Consider the following 25138-nt stretch of genomic DNA (forward strand, 5'->3'; position numbering starts at 1 on the left):
CCAGATGTGGAAGAGCTGTGAGGCTTGGAGCTGACTGGTACTAATAGATCGAGGGCTTTACTTAAGAAGTAAGGAAGAGGATGTACAAAAGTACAATGACTAATGTGAAACAAATACAATAGCTTCTATGCGGTTTTCAGAGTGCAAGCTCTGACAGATTCAGTGGCGATAGCTACGAGGGTCCACCTGTTCCCATCTCGAACACAGTAGTTAAGCTCGTAAACGCCGAAAGTACTTGGCTGGAGACGGCCCGGGAGGATAGGAAGTCGCTGATTGGAAAGAAAGCGTCAACCGAAAGGTTGACGCTTTTGTTGTACATATAGGCAGTTTGTTATTTATGTAGTTTATTATTTACTCATACAGTAATAAATTTTTTATTTAGAGAATATATAGAGAGAAAATCAATGATATAATTAGAATATAACAGTAGTATTGCAATAAAAAGGGAAATATAGCCTATAAGTTATTAAGAGAGGAGGATTTTGTATGAAAATGTTTTGGGGAAATAAAATAAAGACTAATTTAGAACGACGCATTGTTGTTCCCAGTCTAGTTATTATTATTGTCACTGTTTTGGGATGCATGTTGGTACCGGAAAAGGCTAATGCCTATTTGAGTGGCATGAAAAATTATATTTTTAATGAATTTAGTTGGGTCTATATTTTGAGCGTTGCCTTCTTTTTAATCTTTCTTGTTATCCTTAGCGTGGGTACTTTGGGAGATATACGCTTAGGAGATGATGATGAGGAACCGGAGTTTTCTTTTTTCTCTTGGGTGGCCATGTTATTTGCTGCCGGTATGGGTATTGGCTTGATGTATTTTGGTGTGGCCGAACCGATTTTGCATTATGCAGTGCCGCTTCATAGTAGTGCTACTCCGGCGATTCAAGAACAAGAAGCGATGATGAATACCTTGTTTCATTGGGGTATTCATGCATGGGCTATTTATGGGATTATTGCATTATCCTTAGCGTATTTTGGATTTCGCTATCGATTGCCGTTGACGATTCGCTCCGGGTTTTATCCTATTTTGAAAAAAGATATAAATGGATTTTGGGGGGATCTTATTGATATCATTGCTTTGTGTGCTACCATATTCGGTCTTACCACAACGTTAGGGTACGGGGCATTGCAGTTAAATGCCGGACTTCAGTCGGTAACGGGATATCACGACACATCTTTTACACCGATTGCAGTACTTATTGTTATTGCCGTGACGATGGCCATTATTTCTGCTATATCCGGTGTAGGCAAAGGAATTCGTTTGTTGAGTCAAGGAAATTTGATCATTGCCGGAATTTTAATGCTCTTTGTGTTATTTACCGGACCTACGGTATATGTGCTGTCGGCGTTTTCACAGAATATAGGGTATTACTTATCCCATTTGGTAGAGCTATCTTTTAGAACCTTTGCCTATGATACAACGCATAAGGATTAGTTTACTTCTTGGACTATCGTGTATTGGGCTTGGTGGATTTCATGGGCACCTTTTGTGGGTTTGTTCATTGCCAAAATTTCACGGGGCCGCACGGTTCGAGAGTTTGTTATGTGTGTGTTGGTAGTGCCGACGGTATTTAATATTTTGTGGATGACAATCTTCGGTAACTCGGCTATTTGGCTAGACAGTCATCACGGCGGCGTTTTATCGGTATTGGCAGGACAAACGGAGCAGATGTTGTTTCAATTTTTGCAATTGTTACCTTGGCCATTGTTGACATCGATATTGGCGTTGGTAATCATTGCCATATTTTTCATTACTTCCGCAGATTCGGGAATTTTTGTTATTAATAGTATTGCTTCATACGGTAAAACAAAATTTCCCCGTTGGCAAAGTATATTATGGGGCGGACTCATGGCATTGCTCGCTATCGTATTGTTATACTCGGGCGGGCTTGCGGCGCTGCAAACTATGAATATTGTTATGGCGTTGCCTTTTGCGTTGATTATGATTATATTGTCCTTCTGTTTGTTGAAAGGAATGATTGTAGATAATTCGTATTTCAGTCGAGATTTAACGAAGGGGACATCGTATTGGACCGGCGAGCATTGGCAAGAGCGATTGGGAACTATTGTAGCGACCATGGATCGAAATGAGCTTCTTCGCTTTATGGATACGACGGTGCGCTCAGCTTTCACAGAGATTGAAAAAGAGTTGACACAGTATGATATTACTGCGTTGGTTCGAGAAAATTTAAAAGATGACGCACCCTATATAGAGTTGGTAATTAAGAAGGAAACCTTACGCGATTTTGTGTATGGTGTAACGTGTGTGGAAAAGGCTATTTCGCGGCTGGTAGTAGATAATCCTTCCTTCCCTACGGTGGATACGCCGCATACGCTGGAACCGATTTGTTATTTTTCCGACGGCCGACGCGGTCATAGTGTAAAGTATATGCGTAAAGAGGAATTGATTACGGATGTGCTACGGCAATATGAACGGTATGTTAAAATGGCCAGCGATGTTCATCACAGTTTGTATTTGTATGACAAGGAATAAGTGACAGCATAAAAATTTTTAGGAGGGAAACATTGTAGAAGGAAAATGATGGTAGCGGAAATTTGATAGTGAAGGGAAAATCATAGTCAAGAATATTACGAAAAGAATGATAGTAGAAGGGGAACGTTATCATAGAAAATAAAAATATGGCGGAAGATAGTAATATCTTCCGCCACGTTTTTTTGAATGTATATGTTTTTCGCTATAACATATGGTAGGGATTAGGCCAATGCTTTATCAAAAACAGCTTTAATGTATGCTTTTGTCTGCGCATAGGTTTCACCCGGCTGTGCTTCGTACTGTTTGTCGAGATCGAACCATATATTCGGATAATATTCGTAAGGATGCGTTTTAAATAATTCGTGAGCATCCTGATCTTCTACCCAAGTAATTTTAATATCTTTGTATGCCGGGTTTTCTGCTTTCAATTCGTCAATGGCGCGAAATGCATTAGCGCAGTAAGGGCAACCGTTAAGATGGAAACCTAAAATTTCTTTCATATGTCAACATCCTCTCTTTTTACCATATAGGGTATGTAATAGTTACCAACGACACAAGATAAGGTTGTGATCGCGGCTAACATCAATCGTATACTGATGCTATGTTTATTATATAAGATATGTAGCAAATTTAAAAGGCATGCTATTACCTAGGCATAAAAATATCTTGTAAATCCTACTCTTTATATTTATTATATTAAATTTACAAGCCCGACGGCTAGTGCTATAATCATATCCGCTTCGAGGGTTATATATATTGTGAAGAAGGGATATGTAGTATGAAAGTTGGATTTTCTTATGTAACGAATGAAAGTCGGCGCCACGTAGGCTTGGCCGTTCTTATCGGTATTATTACAGGTATTATCGGGGCCATTGCCAAATGGGGATGGGAAGTGCCGTTCCCGCCGCGAGATCCAAATGTGTTTTGGCCATTGGATGCGGCAACACGAGTAACACCGCCGAAGGTGTTGCTGGATATGATGGGTGTGCCTGATGCATCATACACATTTTCCGGCGTGCAGTTGCCGGTCGATGTATTTACGGTACATGTATTATTTTCCATCATATTTGCCGTGGGGTATTGCGTAATTGCCGAGTATTGGCCGCGCATTAAAATGTGGCAAGGTTGCGTGTTTGGTTTCTTCGTGTATTTGTTGGCACATGTAATTGTTATGCCTTTAATGGGACTGACACCGCCGACGGCAGACATTCCGTTTGACGAAAATCTATCTGAACTTTTCGGTCACTTATGGTGGCTGTGGATTATGGAAATTGCTCGTCGTGATTTGCGAAATCGGATGACCGGCGAACCTGATCCGGAAAAAGTTATGGGCAGTCGCTAATTAGCGGAAGCCAAAAGACTGTAGCGAAGTGAAGTATGTACTTCCTTTCGTTACAGTCTTTTTTAATGCCCCTGAGTATATACAATACATCTCTGAAGGGAAGTGTTGTGTCAAAATTTTTTGGCGCTTGGGATTACATACAATACATCTCTGAAGGCAAGTGTTGTGTTAAAAATTTTTTTGTTGTTTGTTGTACCTGCGGAGCATCATAGTCTTTGCACATACGGTGAAGAATGGTGAACACGTAAAATAAGCGTATCCTACATCAAAAGTGATGTGAGATACGCTTATTTTGAGAGTTTTATTTGTACCGACGAATCGGCTGAAAGCGATAGGTATAAGTCGGTATGTTTAGTAATTAGTTTAGTAATGTTTAGTAATGTTTAGTAATTAGTTTAGTAATTAATTGTGTTTATGGTCAAGCCAATACCGCGTTAAAGCGGCGCGGTTGCTTACGTTCAGCTTTTGGAAAATACGACTGATCGTTTTCTTCACCGTAATTTCGGCGACGCTTAAATGCTTGGCAATGTCTTTGTTCGTCCAGCCCTGAGCAACGAACGAACCCACTTCACGTTCGCGGGTGGATAAGCTCGACAAGGCCGATGGCGCAATATCGCGGCGAATGTGCTGTAAAGAACGCGCGAAGGAAGAGTGGAAAATTCGATTGATAAACTGTGATGCTTCGGAGCTGACAAAAATAGATGACAGGATTTCCGATAAATATTCGGAACACTCCGCAAACGGCGTGATAATATTATCCGGCACGGCCAAGTTGATAGCCTGAATCACATACTCTTTAGCTTGGAAAGCATTGTCTTTTTTCAATGAGGCAATAGCCAGGAAGAGCAGGTTGTAAATGCGAATAACCAAGTTATCTTGTTCCACTGCCAAATCATAGGTAGTATAGGCTTGATCCTGAAGATGAACAAAATCTTTTTTCGCCAGCAACAAACGACTGTGAATGGAATTGACGATAGACTGCGTCGGATAATAGAACAGGCTCTTGTTTAAAAGATGCAAGCTTTCCTGTACATTGCTTTCCGGCGATTCTAAAATACCGTTCAAGTACGCTTCGCAAAGGATGACCATATCCATGTGACTGGTACTGCTCGTGTTCGGCAATAAATCTTGAATCTTATTCAAAATCAGTTTTACGTCATGAGCATTGCCGCGGTTGATTAAGATGCGCGCCTGATAGAACAGCGCGGTAATAACCGCACCGGGAATAATTAAATATTCTCCTAATGTATCGGTTACCGTTTTGAAATAGGCTGCGGCGCGATCAAATTCACCGGTGAAGTAGTAATATTCACCCCAAAGAACATCGCTCCATACTTTGAGCGACGGATCGTTGACAATCTCTATGGCATAATTAATAATTTGCTTCAATTTGTCGCGCGTTTCCGTAAGCTCTCCGGGATTGCTGTGATACAGCGGTAATAATGCCGGTACGCCATAGGGCCAATACATGAAAGCAATGGCCGGACGCGGTGAAGTCGGCAATGATTCACGGGCTTTTTTCATCCATTTTAAGCTTTCATCAATATCGTTGAAAGCGCGATGGGCTTTCATACAATACCCGTAGCAAAGCAATTCCTGTTTTGTGCTTTCCCCTAACTCGGCGTGATTCAGCAATTTAAAATACGTAGCCAAATGCGTATCGAACAGTTCCAAATCATTATGTGCAAAAAGTGAGAATAGAATGCGCAGGTACGCGCGCAAATGCTGAAGCTTTAATTTATCGGAGCAATGATCGAGTATTTCTCGACGAATGCGTGCCGGTTGGAAGCGCAGTAATTCCGGACTACCCATCTCGATAGCGGACAATGCCGTATGATAATCCTCTGCCTTGAGAGCCCAATTCAATGCTTGCTCATGATTGCCGACGGACAAATACCAACGGGCCGCTCGATGTTGTTGTTTATGCTGCCATTCCACAGGCTGAACCGTAAAATGCTGCTGTAAATAATGGCGCAATGCCGGATGGAATACATAACTATCGGTTTGTACATCGAATTTAAAGAAAATATTGGCTTCCGATTCCGTTTCCAACAGTGCCGGCGTATTGCTATGGCGCCACATATAATGGGCTTGGCTCAGCGTGAAGGACCGGAATAAGGACATGGCCATAAAGAATTCTTGATCTTCCTTATCAAGGAATGAATAGAACCGATCCTCGATGACACGTTTAAAGAAACGTTGGTCGGACTCACTCATGTTACTGAAGTTATCCGGCCGTTCCATCAAATCGACGCCGCGGATACTGCGTTGTAAGGTTTGAATCCGCGTCGGTGTTTGCCCGCGATATACCCAAGCGTGATTGAGGTAAATAATCTTCCAATACGACGCGACCACATTGGCTCGTTTGAATACGAAGGCGCAACTTTGGTAATCGCGTAGGAAAGGAAGATGATGGCTGGAGGCCTCTACTTCATAGATGGCCTGATACAGCCATGTGTTATCGTCTAATCGTTTTACGGTAAAACTGTGATTATTAATATGGCAGGGGAAAAACTTCTTCTGACTATTAATAAACAAGCGCGATACATCGGCATAGCCTCGCAGCTGATACGACCGACCACCGCCGACAAATAGAATATCGTCATCCATATGGGATAACAACAGTTCAATATCGCCTTTTTCATAGTAGCTGTGGAGAATTTTTTCACCTAATGCCAAAATGACGTCTTTGTCTTTAATCATTATTTGTGTCCCCTGTAAAATACTTATGTAGTTGCATAGTACTGTATACATATTTTAGCATATAACCAAGGATAAGAAAATACTGAGCATATAAAAGAAAGCAAAAAAGCAGGCTAGGGTAAGCCTGCTTTTTTGCTTGTGAGTGGGATGTGTTGTATAGTGGAGAATTAGTTCGAGGTTTCCTCTATACGTTGATAGGGAATAATGAAAGGAGTTCCCTATACCTCCAGAGCCTTCATGGCATTGGGTCGGGATGTTGCCTCGGCTCCTGGATTAACTTAATTATAGGTCATGTGGTAAAAAAATAAAATTATACACAAGTATAAAAATTTTGTAGTATTCATGGGTAGTAAATGTGATTTTGGGAATATTTTCATTGACATGGATAGGGGACAATAAGGTACAATACAATAAGTACAAGAAAAGTATTGAAATCTAAAGTACCGTATTTATCAAAGGCCATTGCCACAACTTGATTTGGTTGACAATAGAATATATATGCCAAATTGATACAATTTTTGTATAAACGATATGATAAATCAATGCGAAAGGAGAGAGGGTATTTGCATCTATCAAAAGAGAATACAGTACTATTTACCGTTATGGTGGCTTCTTTTTTAACGCCTTTTACGGGAAGCGCACTTAACATGTCCTTACCGGATATCGGCAAAGAATTCAGTGCAGGCACGTCCGCCATGAGTTGGATTGTCGAAATATTTTTGATTACCTGTACGATTTTTGTATTGCCTATGGGACGGCTATCCAACATTGTAGGCAAGCGACGCATCTTTTTGGGAGGAACGGCATTATTTACTTTTTCCTCGGTGGTGATCCATTTAGTGCAATCTGTAGAAATGCTACTATTGGTACGCGCTTTGCAGGGCATTGCCAGTGCGATGCTGTTTGCCACGAACATGGCCATTATTGCGTTGGCTTATCCGAAAGAAAAACGGGGGAAAGCCATGGGACTGGCAGTGTCGGTTATTTATATCGGCCTTGCCGTAGGTCCGGTCGTTGGTGGATTCCTTAATTATTATTTTGGTTGGCGCAGTATTTTTTACTTTATTACTATTAACGGCGCTACGGCGATGGCATTGACCTTGAAGGTTATGAAGGAAGAATGGATTTCCGAACCGAACGGTCGCATGGACTATAGCAGCTCCGTGTTGTACGGCATCACCTTAGTGCTGCTTATGTACGGATGGTCGGAAATCGTAACGGACCCGATGGCCAAGTATATGCTTATGGCCGGCTTGGTGCTAGCTGTTATTTTTGTGCGCTATCAGGCAACGAAGAAGGATCCGTTACTGCCGGTACGAATTTTTTTAGAAAATCGGACGTTTTCTTTTTCTAACTTGGCGGCGATGATGAATTACAGTGCTACCTTTGCCATTGCTTTTCTATTGTCCTTATACTTGCAGATGATTATGGGGTACGACTCCAATCACGCAGGCATGATTTTATTAATTCAATCCATTATTATGGCCGTATTATCTCCGGTGGCGGGGTCCTTGTCGGATCGCTATGGCTCAAAGGTGTTGGCATCGGCAGGCATGGCTGTCATTGGGGCAGGATTATTGGTGATGATATATGCTACACATGTGGAAGCATTAACCATGATCATTGCGGCATTGGTCATTGTAGGCGTTGGCTTCGCTATGTTCTCGGCTCCGAACAATAATGCCATTATGAGTGCGGTACCAAAACAATATTTTGGTTTGGCCTCTTCCGTTATCGGTACGGTGCGTCTTACGGGACAGGTGCTCAGCATGGCTATCGTAGCCTCTATTTTGTCACGGCCGGTGGCCGGTTTGGTTGATTCCACGGCGGTGCTGCTATATAATATTCAACACGCATTTATGGTATTTGCGGTCATCTGTTTCTTAGGGATTATTCCGTCATGGATACGCGAGTAATGGGATGTATACATGGCGATGAAAGGTAGGTAACGAATATGCGAATAGAGGTATTTTCCGAATTGCCCCAAGAGGGGAAGGCCTTGCGTGAAGATGTGTTTATGAAAGAACAAGGCTTTAGTTATGATGCGGATGAATGGGATGCGGAAGCAGCGCATTTAGTCGGATATGATGAAGCGGATACACCGGTAGGTGTATGCCGTTTTTATCGGGATCGTGAAGAACCGACGGCGTTTATTATCGGACGGCTGGCGGTGGCTAAGGATAGTCGCGGCACAGGAAAGGGAGCCGATATGCTCCGGGCGGCGGAGGATATTATCCGCGTCATGGGCGGTGAAGAGACAAAGCTGGCAGCGCAGCTACAAGCTAAAGCATTTTATGAAAGTCTGGGCTATGAAGTCAGCGGGGAACCGTTTGATGAAGACGGGACTATGCATGTGTGGATGAAGAAGGTCGGCATGTAATCGACGGAACTATATGGGAAGAGCCTCGGTAGGTGTGGCTAGGAAACGCGGTCTGACGAAGCGTTTCTGCGCCACACCTACCGAGGCTCTTCTTTTTCCGGCGGTACATGCCGAAGAGGCGTGGAGAGGTCTTGCGAAGCATTTCTTACGTTAACCTATAGAGCCTTTTCTATTTAAAATAAGCCGATGGATACCGGTGGAGGAGAGTGTCTGATGAAGCGTTTCTGCGCCACACCTACCGAGGCTCTTTTTGTTTCCGGCGGTTAGATGCCGCTAGGAAAGGGGGATGCTGTTGTAATATAAAAAAGCTAACGCCTCATCATCGGATGGGGAGAGTTAGCTTTTTTTTATAGTTATTCTATTTTTTTGTTTTTTCTATTTTTTCTTAGTCGCCTTGGCGGAAGTGTGTGTTTCGGATAATGGATGTAGGTGCGGGCTTTTCGGTACGTACACTTGGAGAAAGCCGGGAAGGACTTCCATGTCTACCGGCATAAGGGGGCCTTTATTACCATCCATATTGGTAGGCAGTTCAATGTCATCGAGCAGTTCAATGTGTGCTTTTTTTACTTTTAGAATCGTTACATACTTAGATGTGTAGATGGAGCCGCGCAGGATGAGTGGCAAAATGCGGAGAACATCCATGATAAAGTATTCGCGAAAGATGATAATGCGCATATAACCGTCGTCTACGGAAGCGATGGGCATAAATTTTTCAAAGCTGGAGACTACATTGGTTAACAGGGCGATAACCAGCGGCGATCGCGTGGTGAAATCGTGATCCTCCGTGCGAATGCGGAAGGTATAATCCTTGGTGGTAAAGAGAGCTTGACCGCCTTTGACAAAATAGGCCAGCGGACCGAGCAGTTGTTTTTCTTTCGGCGTTACTTCTTCCACTACTTTAGGAATGACACCGGCGGCGATATTATTGCAAAAATATTGATCGTTGCAACGACCAATGTCGACGCGGCGAATTTCACAGTTAGCCAAGGAACGAATGGCATCCAGCGGCGCTAACGGAATGCCTAGCGCACGGGACATATCGTTTACGGTGCCTACGGGGACAAAGCCGAACTTAGCTTTACCGCCACCTTTGGCAATGCCGTTGACGGTTTCGTTGATGGTTCCGTCACCACCCATGCAGAAGACAGCGTCGAATCCGTCGCGAGAGGCTTCGACGGCAAAGCGGGTTGCATCGCCGGCGCCGTGGGTAAATTTAACCTCCATGTGGTCAAACATATTGCTGAGCTGCCACTCCAACTCCAGCGCATATTGTGCGGCACGACCACCGCCCGATACGGGGTTAATAATTACTAAACATCGACTCATTGGTAAGAGGCTCCTATACGTAAGTAAGCTCCGTCGAACCAAGCCTATGCACATGCAGGCACAACGGCCTGCAATTGACAGAAAAAGCGGCGGAGCTTTATAATTAAACTGGGTGTGGAATATAGACTACAGAATGTGCAATCTACATTCTAATATCACCTTTTATTATAGTATACTTGGCGATAGATGTCATTACGAATTTTAATAGGGCGACGAGTGATTAGGAGATAACAGTTATGGAAAAACATGAAGAATATCGCTTAAATACAATTGATTCAATCGGGCGCTTGCCGTTAAGCGAGCAGGTGTATGTAACGTTGAAACAGGCTATTTTGACAGGTGCCTTGAAACCGCAGGTGAAGTTAAACGAAGTAAAAATTGCGGAACAGCTTAATGTGAGTGCTACGCCGGTGCGCGAAGCATTCCGTAAATTGGCGAAGGATAATTTGGTGGTCATTAAGCCGTGGAAGGGTGTTACCGTAAAAGGGTATACGCCGGAAGAAATCATTGCCATGTACCAGTGTCGCGAAATGATGGAAGGGTTGGGAGCGCGACTGTGTGCGGAAAATTGCACGGATGAACAAATTGAAGAATTGCAATCCATTTGTGATGCGGGCATTGCTTCGTCCAGTCCAGAGGATCGCGTGCAAATTAATAGCCGATTCCATTCGTTGATTTCGTTCTTCTCCGGTAACGAACGGGTCGTAGATTATTTGGCAGAGTTTCGTGAAATGGTCAATCGCGATATGTATATCAGCACGTTGGATAAGGGGCGTACCGATTTGTGCGATCGCGAGCATATGGAAATTATGGATGCGATTCGCGCTCATGATCCGGAACGAGCCGAGCAGGCCATGCGCAAGCATATTCGAAATGCATTTGTATTTAAAAAGGCACATGCCGACTTGCGGGCTAAGCGATTTGGAGAATAGTCTTTGCTAGGTAGACAATGACGTGCACCTGTCAAAGAATTGATAGGAATTTATACGGGAATTTCCTGTTGTACCTGTTTACTTTTTTTGGGGAGTTTGTTATAATCAAATTACGATATGACGCAAGGTCATATCTAGGGGCATCCCCCAAAGCCCCTTAACATTTGAATTGAATTCAAATGTTCTCTCTCTCTTTTTTCTCAAGCACAAAAGCCTCGGTGATTGCCGAGGCTTTTGTGCGTTTACTGCTATGTATGCAGAGGATGAAGTGTATAGTCTATATAACACGGACATGGAGGTCTAACATGAAAAAGATTCATGTACGCGACGCAGTGGGTGAGGTGTTGTGTCACGACATTGCACGCATTGTTATCGGAAAAGTAAAGGATACACCGTTTCGGCGTGGGCAACGCATTACGGCGGAAGATATTCCGTTGTTGCTTTCCTTGGGCAAGGAACATATCTTTGTAATGGAGCCGAGCGATACAAATAAAATGCACGAAGAGGATGTGGCCGCAGCGTTATATGCGCTGTGTGCGAATGATAGCATCTATCCGTCGGAGGTACGGGAAGGAAAAATCGAAGCCTTTGCCGCGCATGACGGGATGCTTTCCATTGATGTGGATCGCCTTAATGCAATTAATGGGATTGGTGAGCTCACCATTGTTACGAAGTGGAGCCACACGGCGGTGAAGAAGGATGACAAGTTGGCAGGGATGCGTTGCATTCCGCTGCTTTTGGACACGTCCGAAGTGGAAGAGGCCAAGCGTATTGCCGGTGATGAACCGCTGTTAAAGGTAGTTCCTTTTACAGTAAAAACCATGGGGATAGTTACGACGGGATCGGAAGTGGCTACGGGACGAATTAAGGATGCGTTTACTCCGATTATTAAGGAGCGAACGGCGCCGTTTGGCATGGAGCTGGTAGCGCATGAAATCGTGACGGATGATACGGATTTAATTGCCGAAGCAATTCGCCGGGTGAAAGCGGCCGGTGCGGATATTGTATTTTGCACGGGCGGTATGAGTGTTGATCCCGATGATCTTACGCCGGGTGCGATTGCTCGCTGCGCAGAGCGCGTAGTGACATATGGTCTGCCCGTATTGCCGGGGTCTATGGTATGCATTGCCTATATGGCGGACGGTACGCCGATTGTAGGTTTGCCCGGCGGCGTATTGTTCAGCAAGCCTACGGCGTTCGACGTGCTTTTGCCGTATTTGGCATCGAGGACGGAAATTACAAAAGAGGATTGCGTAAAGTTGGGACACGGTGGTCTGCAATAACGCCGAATATAATTTAAGAGATAAAAGCCCTTCCTATAGGCATCGCAAGTCAGGTCTTACGAATGACATTGCTCAACCTATAGGAAGGGCTTTTTGTTTTTTATATGTCAGCGTGATTGTAGGTTGGTGTTGGTGTGCTTTCGCGGCATACCAGTGAAGAGTTAAAGATGATATGTTGGGCAGAAAAGGCAGTATCTTTATTGGCCTCAATTTCCTCAATAGCCAAAAGAGCGGCTTTACAGCCTATATCCTGTGCCGGCATTTCCATAGAGGTCATGGTGGTTTCTAGCATATTGCCGATGTCGTGACCGGTTAGGCTGATGAGCCGTACATCATGCGATGTTTTTTTATTCTCGCGCAAAGCGCGCAGTGCTCCGATACCTTGCGCATCAACGGCGGCCATAATAGCATCTAAATTTGGATGTATTTGCAACAGTTGCTTTGTGCATTCGTAACCATATTGCAACGAATTACTGAAGCCTTCGCTGATAGCAGTAATTTCTTCTAAATCATGAGAAGTAAGAAAATCCTTGTAGCCGTCATAGCGTAGTTTATAAGGTGCAATTTTGAGAGAGCTGCTGATTAAACCGATATGGCGACAGCCTTGATTATAAAGAAATTGCGCAGCTTCAAATCCACATTCTCGATAGTCAACGGTTACGCTACTTAAATTTTTGTCTTGTAAGCGAATAACCTGTGTAATAGCTATGCCGGAAGCATGAATGTCGCGAAGTAATCGATTATTTCTGCCGGTTCCGGCAATAATAATTGCATCTACCAATCCATTGCGAAGACGGTTTAGGCCGTCTTTTTCTATTTTAGGATCATCTTCGGTGCTACAGATTAACGTAGCGTATCCTTTATCACGTGCTGTTTTTTCAATCGCTTGTGCGATAGTAGAAAATACGGTCAAGTGCAGGCCTGGGACAATGACTCCGATGGTATGGCGTTTGCCTTGGCGTAATCCTTTGGCTAAAAGGTTAGGTTTATAACTCAATTTTTCAACAGCTGCCATGATACGGGCTTTTGTATCAGGATGAACATAGGATGTATTGTTAAGTGCTCGGGATACGGTGCTTACATCAACCATAGCTAGTTTTGCTACGTCTTTTAGGGTGGCCATAGATAACACTCTCCTTGATAAATTGTTTTGTAATAACATGGTATGGAAAACGATTGCATATATAATTTATAAGATAACTATAGCATGTTTATAGAGACATGACTATTAAAATTTAGTGAAAAATTAAAATAATTAAGATTATAACTGGATTTATGGTGGTAATTGTCCTGCAATAAATTGCAGGTGTGTCCACATCTATTGACCATGGCTCTTTGGCTATCGTATAATTAGCTCAAGAAATATGCAAACGTTTGTAGAGATAGGTAATGAGTTTTATTTTAGGAGGTTTACTATTATGGCTAAAGTTAAAAATTTTAAAACAATCTTCCCGGCAGTGTCTGTTCCTTTGAACGATGATTACTCTATTAACGAACCGGAGTTTCGCGCATATCTTCGTTGGATTAAATCCTTCTACGGTAAGGGCATGGATGGCTTAGTATGTAATGGTCATACCGGTGAAATTACCGGTCTTACTCGTGCAGAACGTAAACGTGTTGTAGAAATTTGCGCAGAAGAATGCGGTGATGTAATGACAATTATCTCCGGCATCAACTGTGAAAATACGGCAGAAAGCATCGAAATGGCTAAGGAAGCCAAAGAAGCCGGTGCGGATGGTATCTTGTTAATGCCGCCTCATATGTGGCTCCGTTTCGGTATGCATAAAGATGCTCCGTTTGAATATGTAAAAGATGTAGCAGAAGGTGCTGATATCGATATCATCATTCACTTGTACCCGGCTACCAGCAAGGCGTTCTATCCGGTAGAAACTTTGATTAAGATGTGTAAAGAAATCGATCATGTAAAAGCAATTAAGATGGGTACTCGCGTAACATCCATCTATGAACATGATGTACGTTTACTCCGCAAAGAATGCCCCGACATTTCTCTTATCACTTGCCATGATGAAACACTTTGCGTAAGCTTCTTCCCTGGCATGGATGGTGCTCTTATTGGTTTTGCCGGTTGTGTTCCGGAAATTATCTGCCCGGCTCGCGAAGTATTTGCCAACCCGGATAAACATACACTTAAAGAAGCACAAGATTGGTCTGACCGTATCTTCCACATCTCTCAGGCTATTTATGGTGGCGGACAACCTTCCGGTGAAGCGCATGCTCGTCTTAAAGAAGCTCTCGTACAGCGCGGTATCTTCTCCTCCGGGCTTATGAGAAAACCGGTATTGCCGTTGAATCAAGAAGAAAAAGATTGGATTGCTTTAGGTCTTAAAAACAGTGAATTACCTAAGGTTGACATGGAACAGTTTAAATAATTGGTAATACACGTTTAGGTAAGCCCGATAAATCAATAGCAAGTAGTATTGGTTTATCGGGCTTTTTTCGGGAGGTACCTATGAGTGCAGGAATGGAGTTTAACCCGGATACAGTAAAACACTTATCCTTTTGGGAAATTTTAAAACGCATTGGCCCTGGCATTATTTTGACAGGGGTAGTTATAGGGCCAGGTGCTATCACTACGGCAGCTATGTTGGGAGCCAGCTATGGCTATTCATTGCTGTGGCTGCTGATACCGATTGCGTTTATGGGCATAACGTTTATGTTGACTACATATCGTATTGCGATGTTGACGGGAATGCCTATACTGCATGCAATTCGTCACTACTATGGTGGTGCAGTATCCGGTTTTGTTGGGATAGCTTTATTTTTAGCTTGTTTGTTTTTCACGTTAGGAAATATTTCCGGCAGTGGTGCCGGAATGAATCTAATCTTTGGAATCGATTGGAAAATCGGAGCCTTGATTATGATTGCTATTTTACTCTGGCTATACTTTTCTAAAGACACGTATTCCAAAGTAGAAAAAGGGATTCTCGTTTGTATTATAGGCATGATTTTAGCATTTTATGCAACTCTTGTCGCATCCGGCGGTCCGGACGTAGGTTCCATGGCTAAGGGCATGGTGTCATGGGGATTCCCGGAAGGCAGTGTGCCTATGGCGTTAGCTTTTATTAGTACCCATGCGGCTGTCACTGCCGGTGTGTACGGAACGTATTTGGGTGCCGAAAAGAAATGGAAGAAGGAAGATTTATTTAACGGCGTTATGTTTTCTGATGCCATGGCTCATGTAATTACGATTATTTTGATTTCCGGCGCTATTATTTTAGTAGGGGCTATTGTTCTGCATCCGCAGGGACTGACGATTAAATCGCCGGTACAATTAGCGGATATGTTGGTTCCGTTCCTGGGCAATGCAGCTAATTATGTGATGGGCTTAGCACTTCTTAGCGCGGCATTTTCTTCCTTGCTTGGGAATACACAGCGTGGCATTGTATTGTTAAATGCCGGTTTTAACTGGGAAGTTGCCTTAGAATCTAAATTAGTTCGCTGGAGCTGTGTAGCTTGCTTGGCATTTGGCTGTATTGCTTGTTTCTTCTACAGCGGATCCGCAACATCTTTGATTTTTATTGCCAACTTGGCGACTGCTATTGGTACGCCGGTAGCCGGTTTGTTTATTACACTTATGATTTGGCGCAAAGATGTAAATCAAGGTTTGAAGCCACCGCGTATGTTACAAATTTGTATGACTATCAGTTATATTTTTACATTAGGGCTTACTCTGTTTTCACTTATGAGATATATTGAACGCGTGCTGTGATTGTACGATAACCGTTGGAAGGATGATGACGTATGAGAAAATGGTGGACATATTTTCTTATGATGGCAGCTGCATTATCACCGGATACCGTATGGAGTGAAAATCCCTTCGTATAATTGAATAAAGAAATCCCCGTATATAGGTATGGCAGGTAGGTTTTACGAGTTATGTTGATTAACCTATATACGGGATTTTTGAATACTACATATAAAATTAGGTGCAGGTAGCACTCCAATGATATATGACTTTTAATTTATCGAATGCTATCTATGTGGTAAGACGCAAAATGATGAAGAGTATAGGCGGTATCTTGTTTTATGATTTGCCTAACAATAGTGACGAGATGTAAGAATACTTTGCAATGAAAAATAAAAAATGTTTTTCAAATGATGTTGCAATATTGATATAAGAATATCTTATATAATTTATCACTTTTACTTGCTGCCGTGTCGTGTATCCTCGTATAATTAGGGCAATATGGGAGCGTAGGTCCCGTTATGAAAGGACGTGTAGAGAACATGAAAAAATCAGTAGTGACTGCGTTGGCAGTAGCCGCGTTAGGTATTGGCGTTGTAGGGGCAGCCAATCCGTTCACCGATGTGACCCCATCCGATTGGGCATACCAATCCGTATCACAATTGGCAGCAGCCGGTGTGATCAATGGCTATCCGGATGGCACCTTTCAGGGTCAAAAAAACATCACCCGTTATGAAATGGCTCAGATGGTAGCGAAGGCAATGGCGAATGAAGGGCGAGCCAATGCAGAACAGCAGGCGATGATCAATCGCTTGGCCGATGAATTTTCCGGGGAGCTCAACAATTTGGGTGTACGCGTAGCTAATCTTGAAAACAAAGTAGGCAACGTGAAGATTACCGGGGATGCGCGTATGCGGTATCGCGGTTCTGAGAAAGAAGGCATGGTAAAAGCCGGTTCGAAGTCTTTGTTTGACTTCCGTGCTCGCGTACAATTTACGGCTACCGTAAATGATTCCACTACGGCAACTCTCCGTGTTCGTACCGGTGACACCGGCGACTATGAATTCGGCGATGCCAAGAATAGTGGCAGTGTAGCTTTTGACCGTGCCTATGTGGCTCATAAATTCGGCAAGGATACGACGGTTAACGTCGGTCGTTACGGCGTTGTCATCGGGGAAGGTCTTATTTACAATGATGAACCCCTTGATGGTATCGGCATCAGCCAAAACTGGGGCAAGGTGAATTTGTCCGTTAACCACGGTAAAATGACATCGTATTATGCAAGTACTTATGCACAGGGACCTAAAACATTTGGCTGGAATAAGATTCAAAAGGGGGCTGACGGTCTTGATGCGGATGCCAACCCGAGTGTAACAATTTTGCAGGCGCGCGCTGATTTCAATAAGAACCTTCGTGTAGATGGTTATTATATTTTAGGTCATGATGATTTGCCGTTCGACGTATGGGGCGCGGCTTTGAATGCGAAGGTAACCGACAAGGTATGGCTCGGCGGTGAATATGTGAAGATGACCAATATTGATGATACGGAGAAAGCTAAATTAGATAAAGGCACCAGCGGTTGGGTAGCCGGTATTGGTTACGGCGGTTACAATATGGGTAAGCAAGGCACATGGGATGTAAAAATGCAGTACTTCCGTGAAGGTGAACAAACTCCGATCTTCACGTCCCGTTGGGCACAGCTGAAACCGCGTGATTTCAAAGGTTGGCTGGCCACCGTTGATTATGCATTGTATAAGAACGTAGGCTTCACCGCGTACTATGGCTTCAACAACAAGAAGGTAAGCAATGGCGATAGCTACGGTGATTACTACCGTGCAGAATTGAACTTCAAGTTCTAAGAAATAACGTTTAAAAAGAACGTCTAAGCAATAACATTTATGCAATAACATTTATGCAATAACATTTATGCAATAACATTTATGCAATAACATTTATGCAATAACATCTAAGAAGTAACGTCTAAGAAGTAACATCTAAGCAATAGCATAGTCATAAAATAAAACAGTATGCTCGTTCAGACTCCTTACATAGCAGGAGATTTCTAAACGAGCATACTGTTTTTTTACGTAGTACGTGTAAGTATAAGTAGCGAATATAAGTAGTGAGTACTACGCGGTAAGTATACGCCGTGAGTAGTACTATGCGGTAAGTATACGTAGTAAGTAATGGGTGATAAATAGTGGATAGTGTGTAATTTATAAATGTGATGAAGTGAAGATATATGTGGCGTTATTTTACGATAACCGATACGCCATCGGGGATGACGGTAACGGAGCCGTCGGTTACGCCGCGCTTAGCAAGGATGGCATCGGCCATGGCCATGGCATCTTCGATGTTGTCGGTGTAATGCATGTGCATGTCTTCAATCATCTGCTGCGGTGCCTTCGTTACCATAATAACATCGTGCTTTAACAAAATGCGCAGCAAAATTTGCGACTCCCATTGATCGAATACGGTTTCGTTACGCTTGCGAGCGAGGATGGTGTTCATCGTGTCCTGCAGATTGGTGGAGTCTTTAAGGATGCGATAAAAATCTTCGCCACCGTGACCGTCTTCGCAAGCAGACACCATAACGATAACGCCGCCTTCTTTACAAGTGGCTTCGGCAGCGGTCATGCCCTTGACAGTTTGATAAATATTTTGATCCAGCGGATAGCCGCCGTTAGTGCTGACCACGATATCGGCCGGTACGGGAGCAACACCGGCTAATTTCATTTCAAAGGCAGTACCGGCTTCATGTGCTTTTTCGCGATCGCCGGCAAAGGCAGCGATTACTTTTTTATCCGCGTCGATAACTACGTTGCAGATGAAAGCCAGCTTGGCTGCTTTGGCTGCGTAGAGCATGTCGCGATGAATCGGATTGTTTTCCAAATTACCGGTACGCGCGTAAGGACTGTTGATAAATTCTGCGCAATGGTTAGCCAGGACGGTTACCTTGCTGGCAATACCCGGCAAAATCGACTTGCGCCCGCCGGAGAAACCGGCGAAAAAGTGCGGTTCGATAAAGCCTTCGGCAATGAGTAAATCGGCTTCCACCGCGGCGCGGTTAATCAAGCATTCCCCACCGGACGGCAAGGTACCGATGCTTACCATATCTTCATCGTTACGGCTGACATGCATAATAAATTTTTCCTTGGTAGCAATCGCTTCGCCGTACTTAGCTACTAACTCCTCTTGCGTAGTGGGGCGATGCATGCCGGTGGCAACGAGAATGGAAATGTCGATGTCCGGATTGCCGGTGCGCAATTCGCGAAGAAGCTGCGGCATAATGACATGACTCGGTACCGGTCTGGTGTGATCGCTGGAGATGATGACACAGCGTTTCTTGCCTTTAGCGAGTTCGGATAATTTCGGAGAACCGATAGGATTGGCCAACGCGTCGGCCACCAGTTCGTCTTCACTTTTCGTTGCTTTATATTCGTGTGCGCGAGAAAGCAGTACACCGGCCAGGCGTTCGTCCGGTACTGTTAACGTGCAATGCTCTTTGCCATATGGGAGAGAGAAAGTTTTCATAATAATTACCTCGTTACCTAATAGCCTATGAATTGTATTGTCATAGCCGAATGTATTGTGAATCATCGTAGCTTGGCACACTATGACTTGTCACCGTCGGATATATTGAGACCTAACGTGACTTTGTTATACGTATAAGGGTACAGCCTGTCGACATCGTTAGTATACGCTTGTTACGGTTTAAAAGTAAATATTATATATACTAAAAGATATGAAAAGAGTGAACAAATTAATTAATCAATATAAAACGCCCTGCCAAGACACGTTCCTTATGGATGAAAGTGTGCTTTAGCAGGGCGTTTATATAATCACGCTAACGGTTAATCATCATGACAGTTAGTAACTATTGTAATAAGGGTGAGTGCGATTAGCGTTCGGTTTGCGGCAACGGCTTTTTCAGTACTGCTAACAAAAGACAGGTCACAACGGAACCGATGGCGATTGCCACGAGATACATCAGCGGATTGCCGATGGTAGGCACTACAAAAATGCCGCCGTGCGGTGCACGCAAGGTACAGCTAAACGCCATGGATAAAGCGCCGGCAACGGCAGAGCCAACAATGCACGAAGGGATGACGCGAATCGGATCGGCGGCGGCAAAAGGAATCGCGCCTTCGGTGATGAAGGACAGCCCCATTACATAGTTGGTAATACCGGATTTGCGTTGCGCCGGGGTGAAGCGGTTGCCGAAGAAGGTCGTGCAAAGAGCGATAGCCAAAGGCGGTACCATACCACCGGCCATGACGGACGCCATAATGCCGTATTCGCCGGTAGCGAGGAAGCCGGTGCCGAGAACATAGGCGGCTTTGTTTACGGGCCCCCCCATGTCAACGGCCATCATGCCGCCAAAGATAATGCCCAGCATGATGCGGCTGGTAGAATCCATGTGTTTTAACGTATCCATGAGCCAGTTGTTAAGGGCACTTACCGGTGGGTTGATAACGAAGGTAATGGCAATTCCCATGAGGAGAACGCCCAATACCGGATAAAGAAGAACCGGCTTGATGCCTTCCAGTGATTGCGGCAAGGCACTGAAGAGACGACGCAAGCCGATGATGAGGTAGCCTGCCACAAAGCCGGCGATAAGGGCACCTAGAAAACCGGATCCACCGGCATTGGCTAAGTAACCGCCGACAAAGCCGACAGCCAGACCGGGACGATCGGCAATACTCATTGCGATGAAACCGGCCAGTACAGGCAGCATGAAGCTAAAGGAGGCACCGCCTACTTTCATGAAGAACGCAGCCAGCGGCGTTCCGGAACCGAACTTGCTCGGGTCTGCCGGATTAAAGGTATCGAATAAAAAGGCTAGGGCGATGAGAATCCCGCCGCCGATAACAAAGGGAAGCATGTGTGATACGCCGTTCATCAAATGTTTGTAAATTTGACGGCCTATACTGTCTTCGGCGGAAAGCAAGGTATCGTCATCGGCGGTGCTGTCTTGCTTGGAACCACCGTACACGGCTGCTTTGCCGGAGGTCGCTTCTTCCAGCAGACGACGTGCTTCGTTAATGCCTGCGGCTACGCGTACCTGAATGAGGGGTTTCCCTTTAAAGCGATCCATGGGTACATTTTTGTCGGCAGCCACGATGATGCATTCCGCATGGGCAATGTCTTCGGCCGTAAGGGGATCCTTCACTCCGCCGGATCCGTTCTTTTCTACTTTGATGGAAATACCTATGTCTTTGGCAGTGCGTTCCAAGCTTTCCGCAGCCATGAATGTATGGGCAATACCGGTAGGACAAGCGGTTACGGCTAAGACGCGATAGTGCTTGTCGGCGTCCGAGGACGGAGCCGTTTGCGATGATGGGGAGGTAGCCGTAGTATCAGCAGTACCGGCATCACCGGCGACAGCACCGGCGGACGCATCGTCAGTATCGGTAACATCGGCAGTATCGCTAGCGGCTTCCTCCGTCGCAGCCGATGCATCTGCTGCGGTAGGCTGAAAGCGATCGTCTTCTTTGGCATCGATGAGAGCCAGAAAATCGTAAATGGATTTGGCGCGAATCAAGGCTTCGCGAAAATCGGGATCGATGACCATCATGGCCAAGCGGCTTAACAATTCGATGTGCGCATCGGCTTCGCCTTCCGGTGCGGCAATCATGAAGAACAATCGTGCCGGTTTGCCGTCGATGCTGTCGAAGTCAATGCCTTTCGGAATGACCATGGCAGCCAGTCCGGCGGTGGCAACACCTTTACTTTTGGCGTGCGGCGTAGCAATGCCGTCGCCGAGACCGGTAGAGCCGGCTTCTTCACGGGCTAACACATCGGCGAGGTACACGTCTTTATCGCTTAAACAACCGGAGGCTTCCATGAGATCGGCTAACATGTGAATGGCTTCTGTTTTGTTGGTGGCAGGTCCGTTGAGCAGTACGGACTGCGGTACTAATAAATCAGTAATACGCATGGGAGAATCCTTTCTGTAAATGAGTTTCTGTAAAATCGTTCAACGCGTATGAGGTTATACAGAAATGTTAAAAGGTATCGAATTACAAGGCTACGGTGCTGATTTCTATTTGTGTCAGCAAGAGGCAGACTGCATCTTTCGGTGCCAACCAATCGTCAAAGGCGGAGGCGGATCCGGCGGCTATGGCTAAACGAAAGGCAGACTCGATGTCGCCGTCGTTACGAAGGCCTGCAAGGAAACCGGCCACCATGGAATCACCGGCGCCGACGGAGTTGCGCACAATGCCGTGTGGTGCGCTAGCCGTGTAGGCGCGACCGTCGTCGGTCAGTAGCAGGGCACCGTCACCGGCGCGGGAAATCAATACATGACGGGCACCGCGTTGTTGTAATTCTTTGGCACCGTCAAGGAGATGGGCGATATCCGGAAGCGGCCGATCCAATAGCTCCTCCAACTCATGATGATTCGGTTTGACAAGCAGCGGTCGATGAGGTAACGTTTCGTTTAACAAGGAACCGGTAGCATCGACGATGCACCGAACGCCGCGCGGTGTTAAGCGAGATAAAATATCGCTGTACAATGTGACGGGCAAACCGGCAGGAATGCTGCCGGACACGACCAAGTAGTCATCGGCGGTCAAGGTGTCCAGCTGTGCAAACAAGCGGTCTACGTCGGTTGCGTTTAAGCGCGGACCGGCGCCGTTGATTTCAAACTCAGCGTCGCTTTTTACTTTTACATTGATGCGGGATAGGCCATCTTCTACGCGAATGAAGTCTTCGGTACAACCCCATTGGCGGAGCTGACGCATGATTTCATCACCGGTAAAGCCGGCCACAAAACCAAGGGCCGTCACCGGAACGTCGAAGTGACTGAGCATGACAGCGACATTAATGCCTTTGCCGCCGGCGATTAAATTAGCATCGGCCGTGCGATTCACCGCCGTCGGCGAAAAGTCATGGACTTTCATTATATAATCCAACGAAGGATTGCAGGTCAGAGTGTAAATCATGGGTCTACTTCCTCTACTACAGTATATTTTCGGTACACGCGGTTCACGAGGTGCGTAGTAATAATTGACGCACCGGACACGGATGAAAAGGTAATGGGTGTTACTTTTTCGAACTTGGACGGATCGGCCAACACATAGGCGTGACGACAATGGGCCAGCGCTTTTTGCTTAACTGCTGCTTCGGCCGGTTCCGGTGTGGTGAATCCGCTGCCGATACTGATGCCATTGGTGCCGAAAAATCCTTTGGTAAAGTTGTACTTCTCCAGCTGCTCTAACGCCGTGTCACCGACGACGGCACCGGTGTTGCTTTTTACGTGACCGCCCAACAAAATCACATTGTATTGACGTGCTGCCAAGAAGGTGGCATGAGCAATGCCGTTGGTAACAAAGGTGGTTATCTTACTTTTTAAATGATGGAGTAACACCTCGGTAGTAGAACCGGCATCGATGTATACGAAATCATCGTCCGTAATATAGTTGGCCGCCAATTCGGCGATGGCATGCTTTTCTTTGGTAAATAATAATGCCTTGGAGGACATATCCGGTTCGGTCGTGTTGAAATCGGTACTGATGCTGGCTGCACCGCCGTGAACTTTTTGAACTAAGCCGCACTTGTGAAGATAATTCAAGTCGCGGCGGATGGTAGCCGGTGATGAATTGAATAAGTCTACCAACTCCTGCACCGTTACCGTTGATTTTGTTCGTAACCGTTCAACAATTAATCTGTGTCGTTCTTCGGATAACACATAACCACTCCTTTTCTGAAATAAGAGGGAACCACCGCAGGGGATTACTGTATGAATTGACATATAGCGTTAATTCATAGTTAACACATAAAGTTAATAGGATAGTTAACATATAAAGTTAATACGATAGTTAACATATGGAGTCAATAGATAGTATGAGAATATATTCCTAGCGGTGATTGAATTTGATGTAATTACTTCTTCGAGATACGCGTGATGCAGTAGGAAATCGATGGCAAGCACATGGCTTGCAACTGTAATTCCTATACGCGTTGATGCGATATCTGCGGAAGTAATTCATTATCTTGATTGTACGAAGTAGAGGCTATGAAAGTCAATAAAAATATAAAAAATAATCAATAATGCGCAAAAGTAATCGTATGAGATACAATCCCCTTACATGGGCTCCGCAAGTCAGGTCAGACGAATGAGGAGATAGTAAATGAGAGGCTTCCATATTTCAGCGGTCAGGTTTTACGAATGACACGCTTGCAATATAGAAGCCTCTCATTTTGTTAGGGACAGGAGAGAAAATTTGACTTTTTAATATATTCCCATCTTTGACACTTACAAAAGAATAAAAGGCTAGAACCCCTTGTTTTTACTGGGTTTCTAGCCTTTTTTGTGCGAAAAATGTGAGTACTTTTTTATGCCTTTTTGGTTGTTTTTAAAATTTTCTTCATTTGTGTTTCGCTTAAGACTTCATAATCTGTGCGGAATCCAAATGCGTCATGTAGTCTGTCGGTAATTTCAGTCCGTGTATAGGTAGGTACGAAATCTCCTGAAGATAGTTGAAAGAAGTTCATTTCTCTTAGTTTTTGTATCAAATCTCGTGGTGTAAAGCCGTGGTCAGTTTTCTTTTCAAGGTAACGGTATAACGTTAAAGATAAGAAACAGGTTAAGAAATGAGTACGTATTCGTGCTTCTCGAGATAGGTATACAGGACGTGTCTTGAACTCTGTTTTCATGATGCGAAAGCACTCTTCAATCTCCCAACGCCGTTTGTTGAGTTGAATAATATCTGCTGGGGAGTCATCTAAACTAGTACATACAGCATAAAATCCGTCATACTGTGCTTCTTTTGCTATGCGTTCGTAATCTAGTGCTTGTAATTCTTTTGCTGCAACCTCACCGTCTGGTGTAATGTTGGTTCGTTTTACCAATCGCTTGTAGTCATTAGGGCCAAGCTTTTTAAGCAGAGCTCCATTAGCCTCTATGGCTTTTGTTGCTCGTTGGACTTGTTCCTCTCTAATTCGTTGTTGGTAGTGTTTGTATTT

General features: G+C 44.6%; 17 protein-coding genes, 1 rRNA gene and 1 pseudogene. 10 read left to right on the forward strand and 9 right to left on the reverse strand.

Translation table 11 applies throughout. The annotated features are described in order from the left end of the window. Window positions 1–158: 158 nt before the first annotated feature. Window positions 159–275 (forward strand): 5S ribosomal RNA (rrf, locus tag G344_RS0106305). Window positions 276–492: 217 nt separating this feature from the next. After that, window positions 493–2496 (forward strand): annotated as a pseudogene (locus tag G344_RS10865) (BCCT family transporter). 221 nt (window positions 2497–2717) lie between these two features. On the opposite strand, the gene G344_RS0106315 reads toward G344_RS10865, so the two are convergent. Beyond that, window positions 2718–2996 carry a glutaredoxin gene (locus G344_RS0106315; RefSeq protein ID WP_028255465.1) on the reverse strand — a complete coding sequence of 93 codons (279 nt, stop codon included), beginning with the start codon at window positions 2994–2996 and terminating at the stop codon, window positions 2718–2720. 278 nt (window positions 2997–3274) lie between these two features. Between G344_RS0106315 and G344_RS0106320 the strand changes: the two genes are divergently transcribed. After that, entirely contained in the window at window positions 3275–3838 is a 564-nt protein-coding gene (locus tag G344_RS0106320) for a YagU family protein (RefSeq protein WP_038155149.1), read from the forward strand. Window positions 3839–4240: 402 nt separating this feature from the next. Here G344_RS0106320 and G344_RS0106325 read toward each other — a convergent pair whose 3' ends face one another. Next, on the reverse strand, window positions 4241–6541 hold the full coding sequence (locus G344_RS0106325) for a LuxR family transcriptional regulator (protein WP_028255467.1): 2301 nt from the start codon (window positions 6539–6541) through the stop codon (window positions 4241–4243). 563 nt (window positions 6542–7104) lie between these two features. Between G344_RS0106325 and G344_RS0106330 the strand changes: the two genes are divergently transcribed. Beyond that, window positions 7105–8457: an MFS transporter gene (locus tag G344_RS0106330; RefSeq protein WP_051245820.1), complete on the forward strand. Its 1353-nt coding sequence runs from the start codon at window positions 7105–7107 to the stop codon at window positions 8455–8457. A 38-nt stretch (window positions 8458–8495) separates the two neighbouring features. Continuing rightward, window positions 8496–8921 carry a GNAT family N-acetyltransferase gene (locus tag G344_RS0106335; RefSeq protein WP_028255469.1) on the forward strand — a complete coding sequence of 142 codons (426 nt, stop codon included), beginning with the start codon at window positions 8496–8498 and terminating at the stop codon, window positions 8919–8921. Between the two features lie 375 nt (window positions 8922–9296). On the opposite strand, the gene G344_RS10870 is transcribed toward G344_RS0106335, so the two are convergent. After that, window positions 9297–10247, reverse strand: coding sequence for a diacylglycerol/lipid kinase family protein (locus G344_RS10870; RefSeq protein WP_083963081.1), 951 nt, complete (start codon window positions 10245–10247; stop codon window positions 9297–9299). Between the two features lie 236 nt (window positions 10248–10483). On the opposite strand from G344_RS10870, the gene G344_RS0106345 reads away from it, so the two are divergent. Both G344_RS0106345 and G344_RS0106350 read left to right on the forward strand, forming a co-directional pair. Further along, the gene (locus G344_RS0106345; RefSeq protein WP_028255470.1) at window positions 10484–11179 is read left to right on the forward strand and encodes a GntR family transcriptional regulator; all 696 of its coding nucleotides are present in this window, start codon (window positions 10484–10486) and stop codon (window positions 11177–11179) included. Window positions 11180–11484: 305 nt separating this feature from the next. Then, a complete protein-coding gene (locus tag G344_RS0106350; RefSeq protein ID WP_028255471.1) occupies window positions 11485–12462 on the forward strand; it encodes a molybdopterin-binding protein in 978 nt (325 codons plus the stop codon). A gap of 100 nt (window positions 12463–12562) precedes the next feature. On the opposite strand, the gene G344_RS0106355 is transcribed toward G344_RS0106350, so the two are convergent. Further along, the gene (locus tag G344_RS0106355; RefSeq protein WP_028255472.1) at window positions 12563–13585 is read right to left on the reverse strand and encodes a LacI family DNA-binding transcriptional regulator; all 1023 of its coding nucleotides are present in this window, start codon (window positions 13583–13585) and stop codon (window positions 12563–12565) included. A 295-nt stretch (window positions 13586–13880) separates the two neighbouring features. On the opposite strand from G344_RS0106355, the gene G344_RS0106360 reads away from it, so the two are divergent. From G344_RS0106360 to G344_RS0106370, 3 genes are all read left to right on the forward strand, one after another. Beyond that, complete coding sequence (locus tag G344_RS0106360; protein WP_028255473.1) at window positions 13881–14852, forward strand: dihydrodipicolinate synthase family protein; 972 nt, start codon at window positions 13881–13883, stop codon at window positions 14850–14852. Between the two features lie 80 nt (window positions 14853–14932). Further along, window positions 14933–16192: an Nramp family divalent metal transporter gene (locus tag G344_RS0106365; RefSeq protein WP_051245822.1), complete on the forward strand. Its 1260-nt coding sequence runs from the start codon at window positions 14933–14935 to the stop codon at window positions 16190–16192. Window positions 16193–16710: 518 nt separating this feature from the next. Further along, window positions 16711–18027, forward strand: a complete 1317-nt coding sequence (locus G344_RS0106370) for an S-layer homology domain-containing protein (protein WP_028255475.1) — start codon at window positions 16711–16713, stop codon at window positions 18025–18027. 391 nt (window positions 18028–18418) lie between these two features. Here G344_RS0106370 and larA read toward each other — a convergent pair whose 3' ends face one another. From larA to G344_RS0106395, 5 genes are all read right to left on the reverse strand, one after another. Continuing rightward, a complete protein-coding gene (larA, locus tag G344_RS0106375; RefSeq protein ID WP_028255476.1) occupies window positions 18419–19702 on the reverse strand; it encodes a nickel-dependent lactate racemase in 1284 nt (427 codons plus the stop codon). Between the two features lie 367 nt (window positions 19703–20069). Next, entirely contained in the window at window positions 20070–22109 is a 2040-nt protein-coding gene (locus G344_RS0106380; RefSeq protein WP_028255477.1) for a PTS fructose transporter subunit IIABC, read from the reverse strand. 82 nt (window positions 22110–22191) lie between these two features. Next, window positions 22192–23115: a 1-phosphofructokinase gene (gene pfkB, locus G344_RS0106385; RefSeq protein WP_028255478.1), complete on the reverse strand. Its 924-nt coding sequence runs from the start codon at window positions 23113–23115 to the stop codon at window positions 22192–22194. Beyond that, window positions 23112–23861, reverse strand: coding sequence for a DeoR/GlpR family DNA-binding transcription regulator (locus G344_RS0106390; RefSeq protein ID WP_028255479.1), 750 nt, complete (start codon window positions 23859–23861; stop codon window positions 23112–23114). The genes pfkB and G344_RS0106390 overlap by 4 nt, the downstream gene beginning before the upstream one ends. Window positions 23862–24508: 647 nt before the next feature. Beyond that, window positions 24509–25138, reverse strand: a 630-nt coding sequence (locus G344_RS0106395; protein WP_028255480.1) for an IS1634 family transposase, incomplete at its 5' end; no start/stop codon positions are given.

This window comes from Veillonella magna DSM 19857, from assembly GCF_000428745.1.
Lineage (GTDB): Bacteria > Bacillota > Negativicutes > Veillonellales > Veillonellaceae > Veillonella_A > Veillonella_A magna.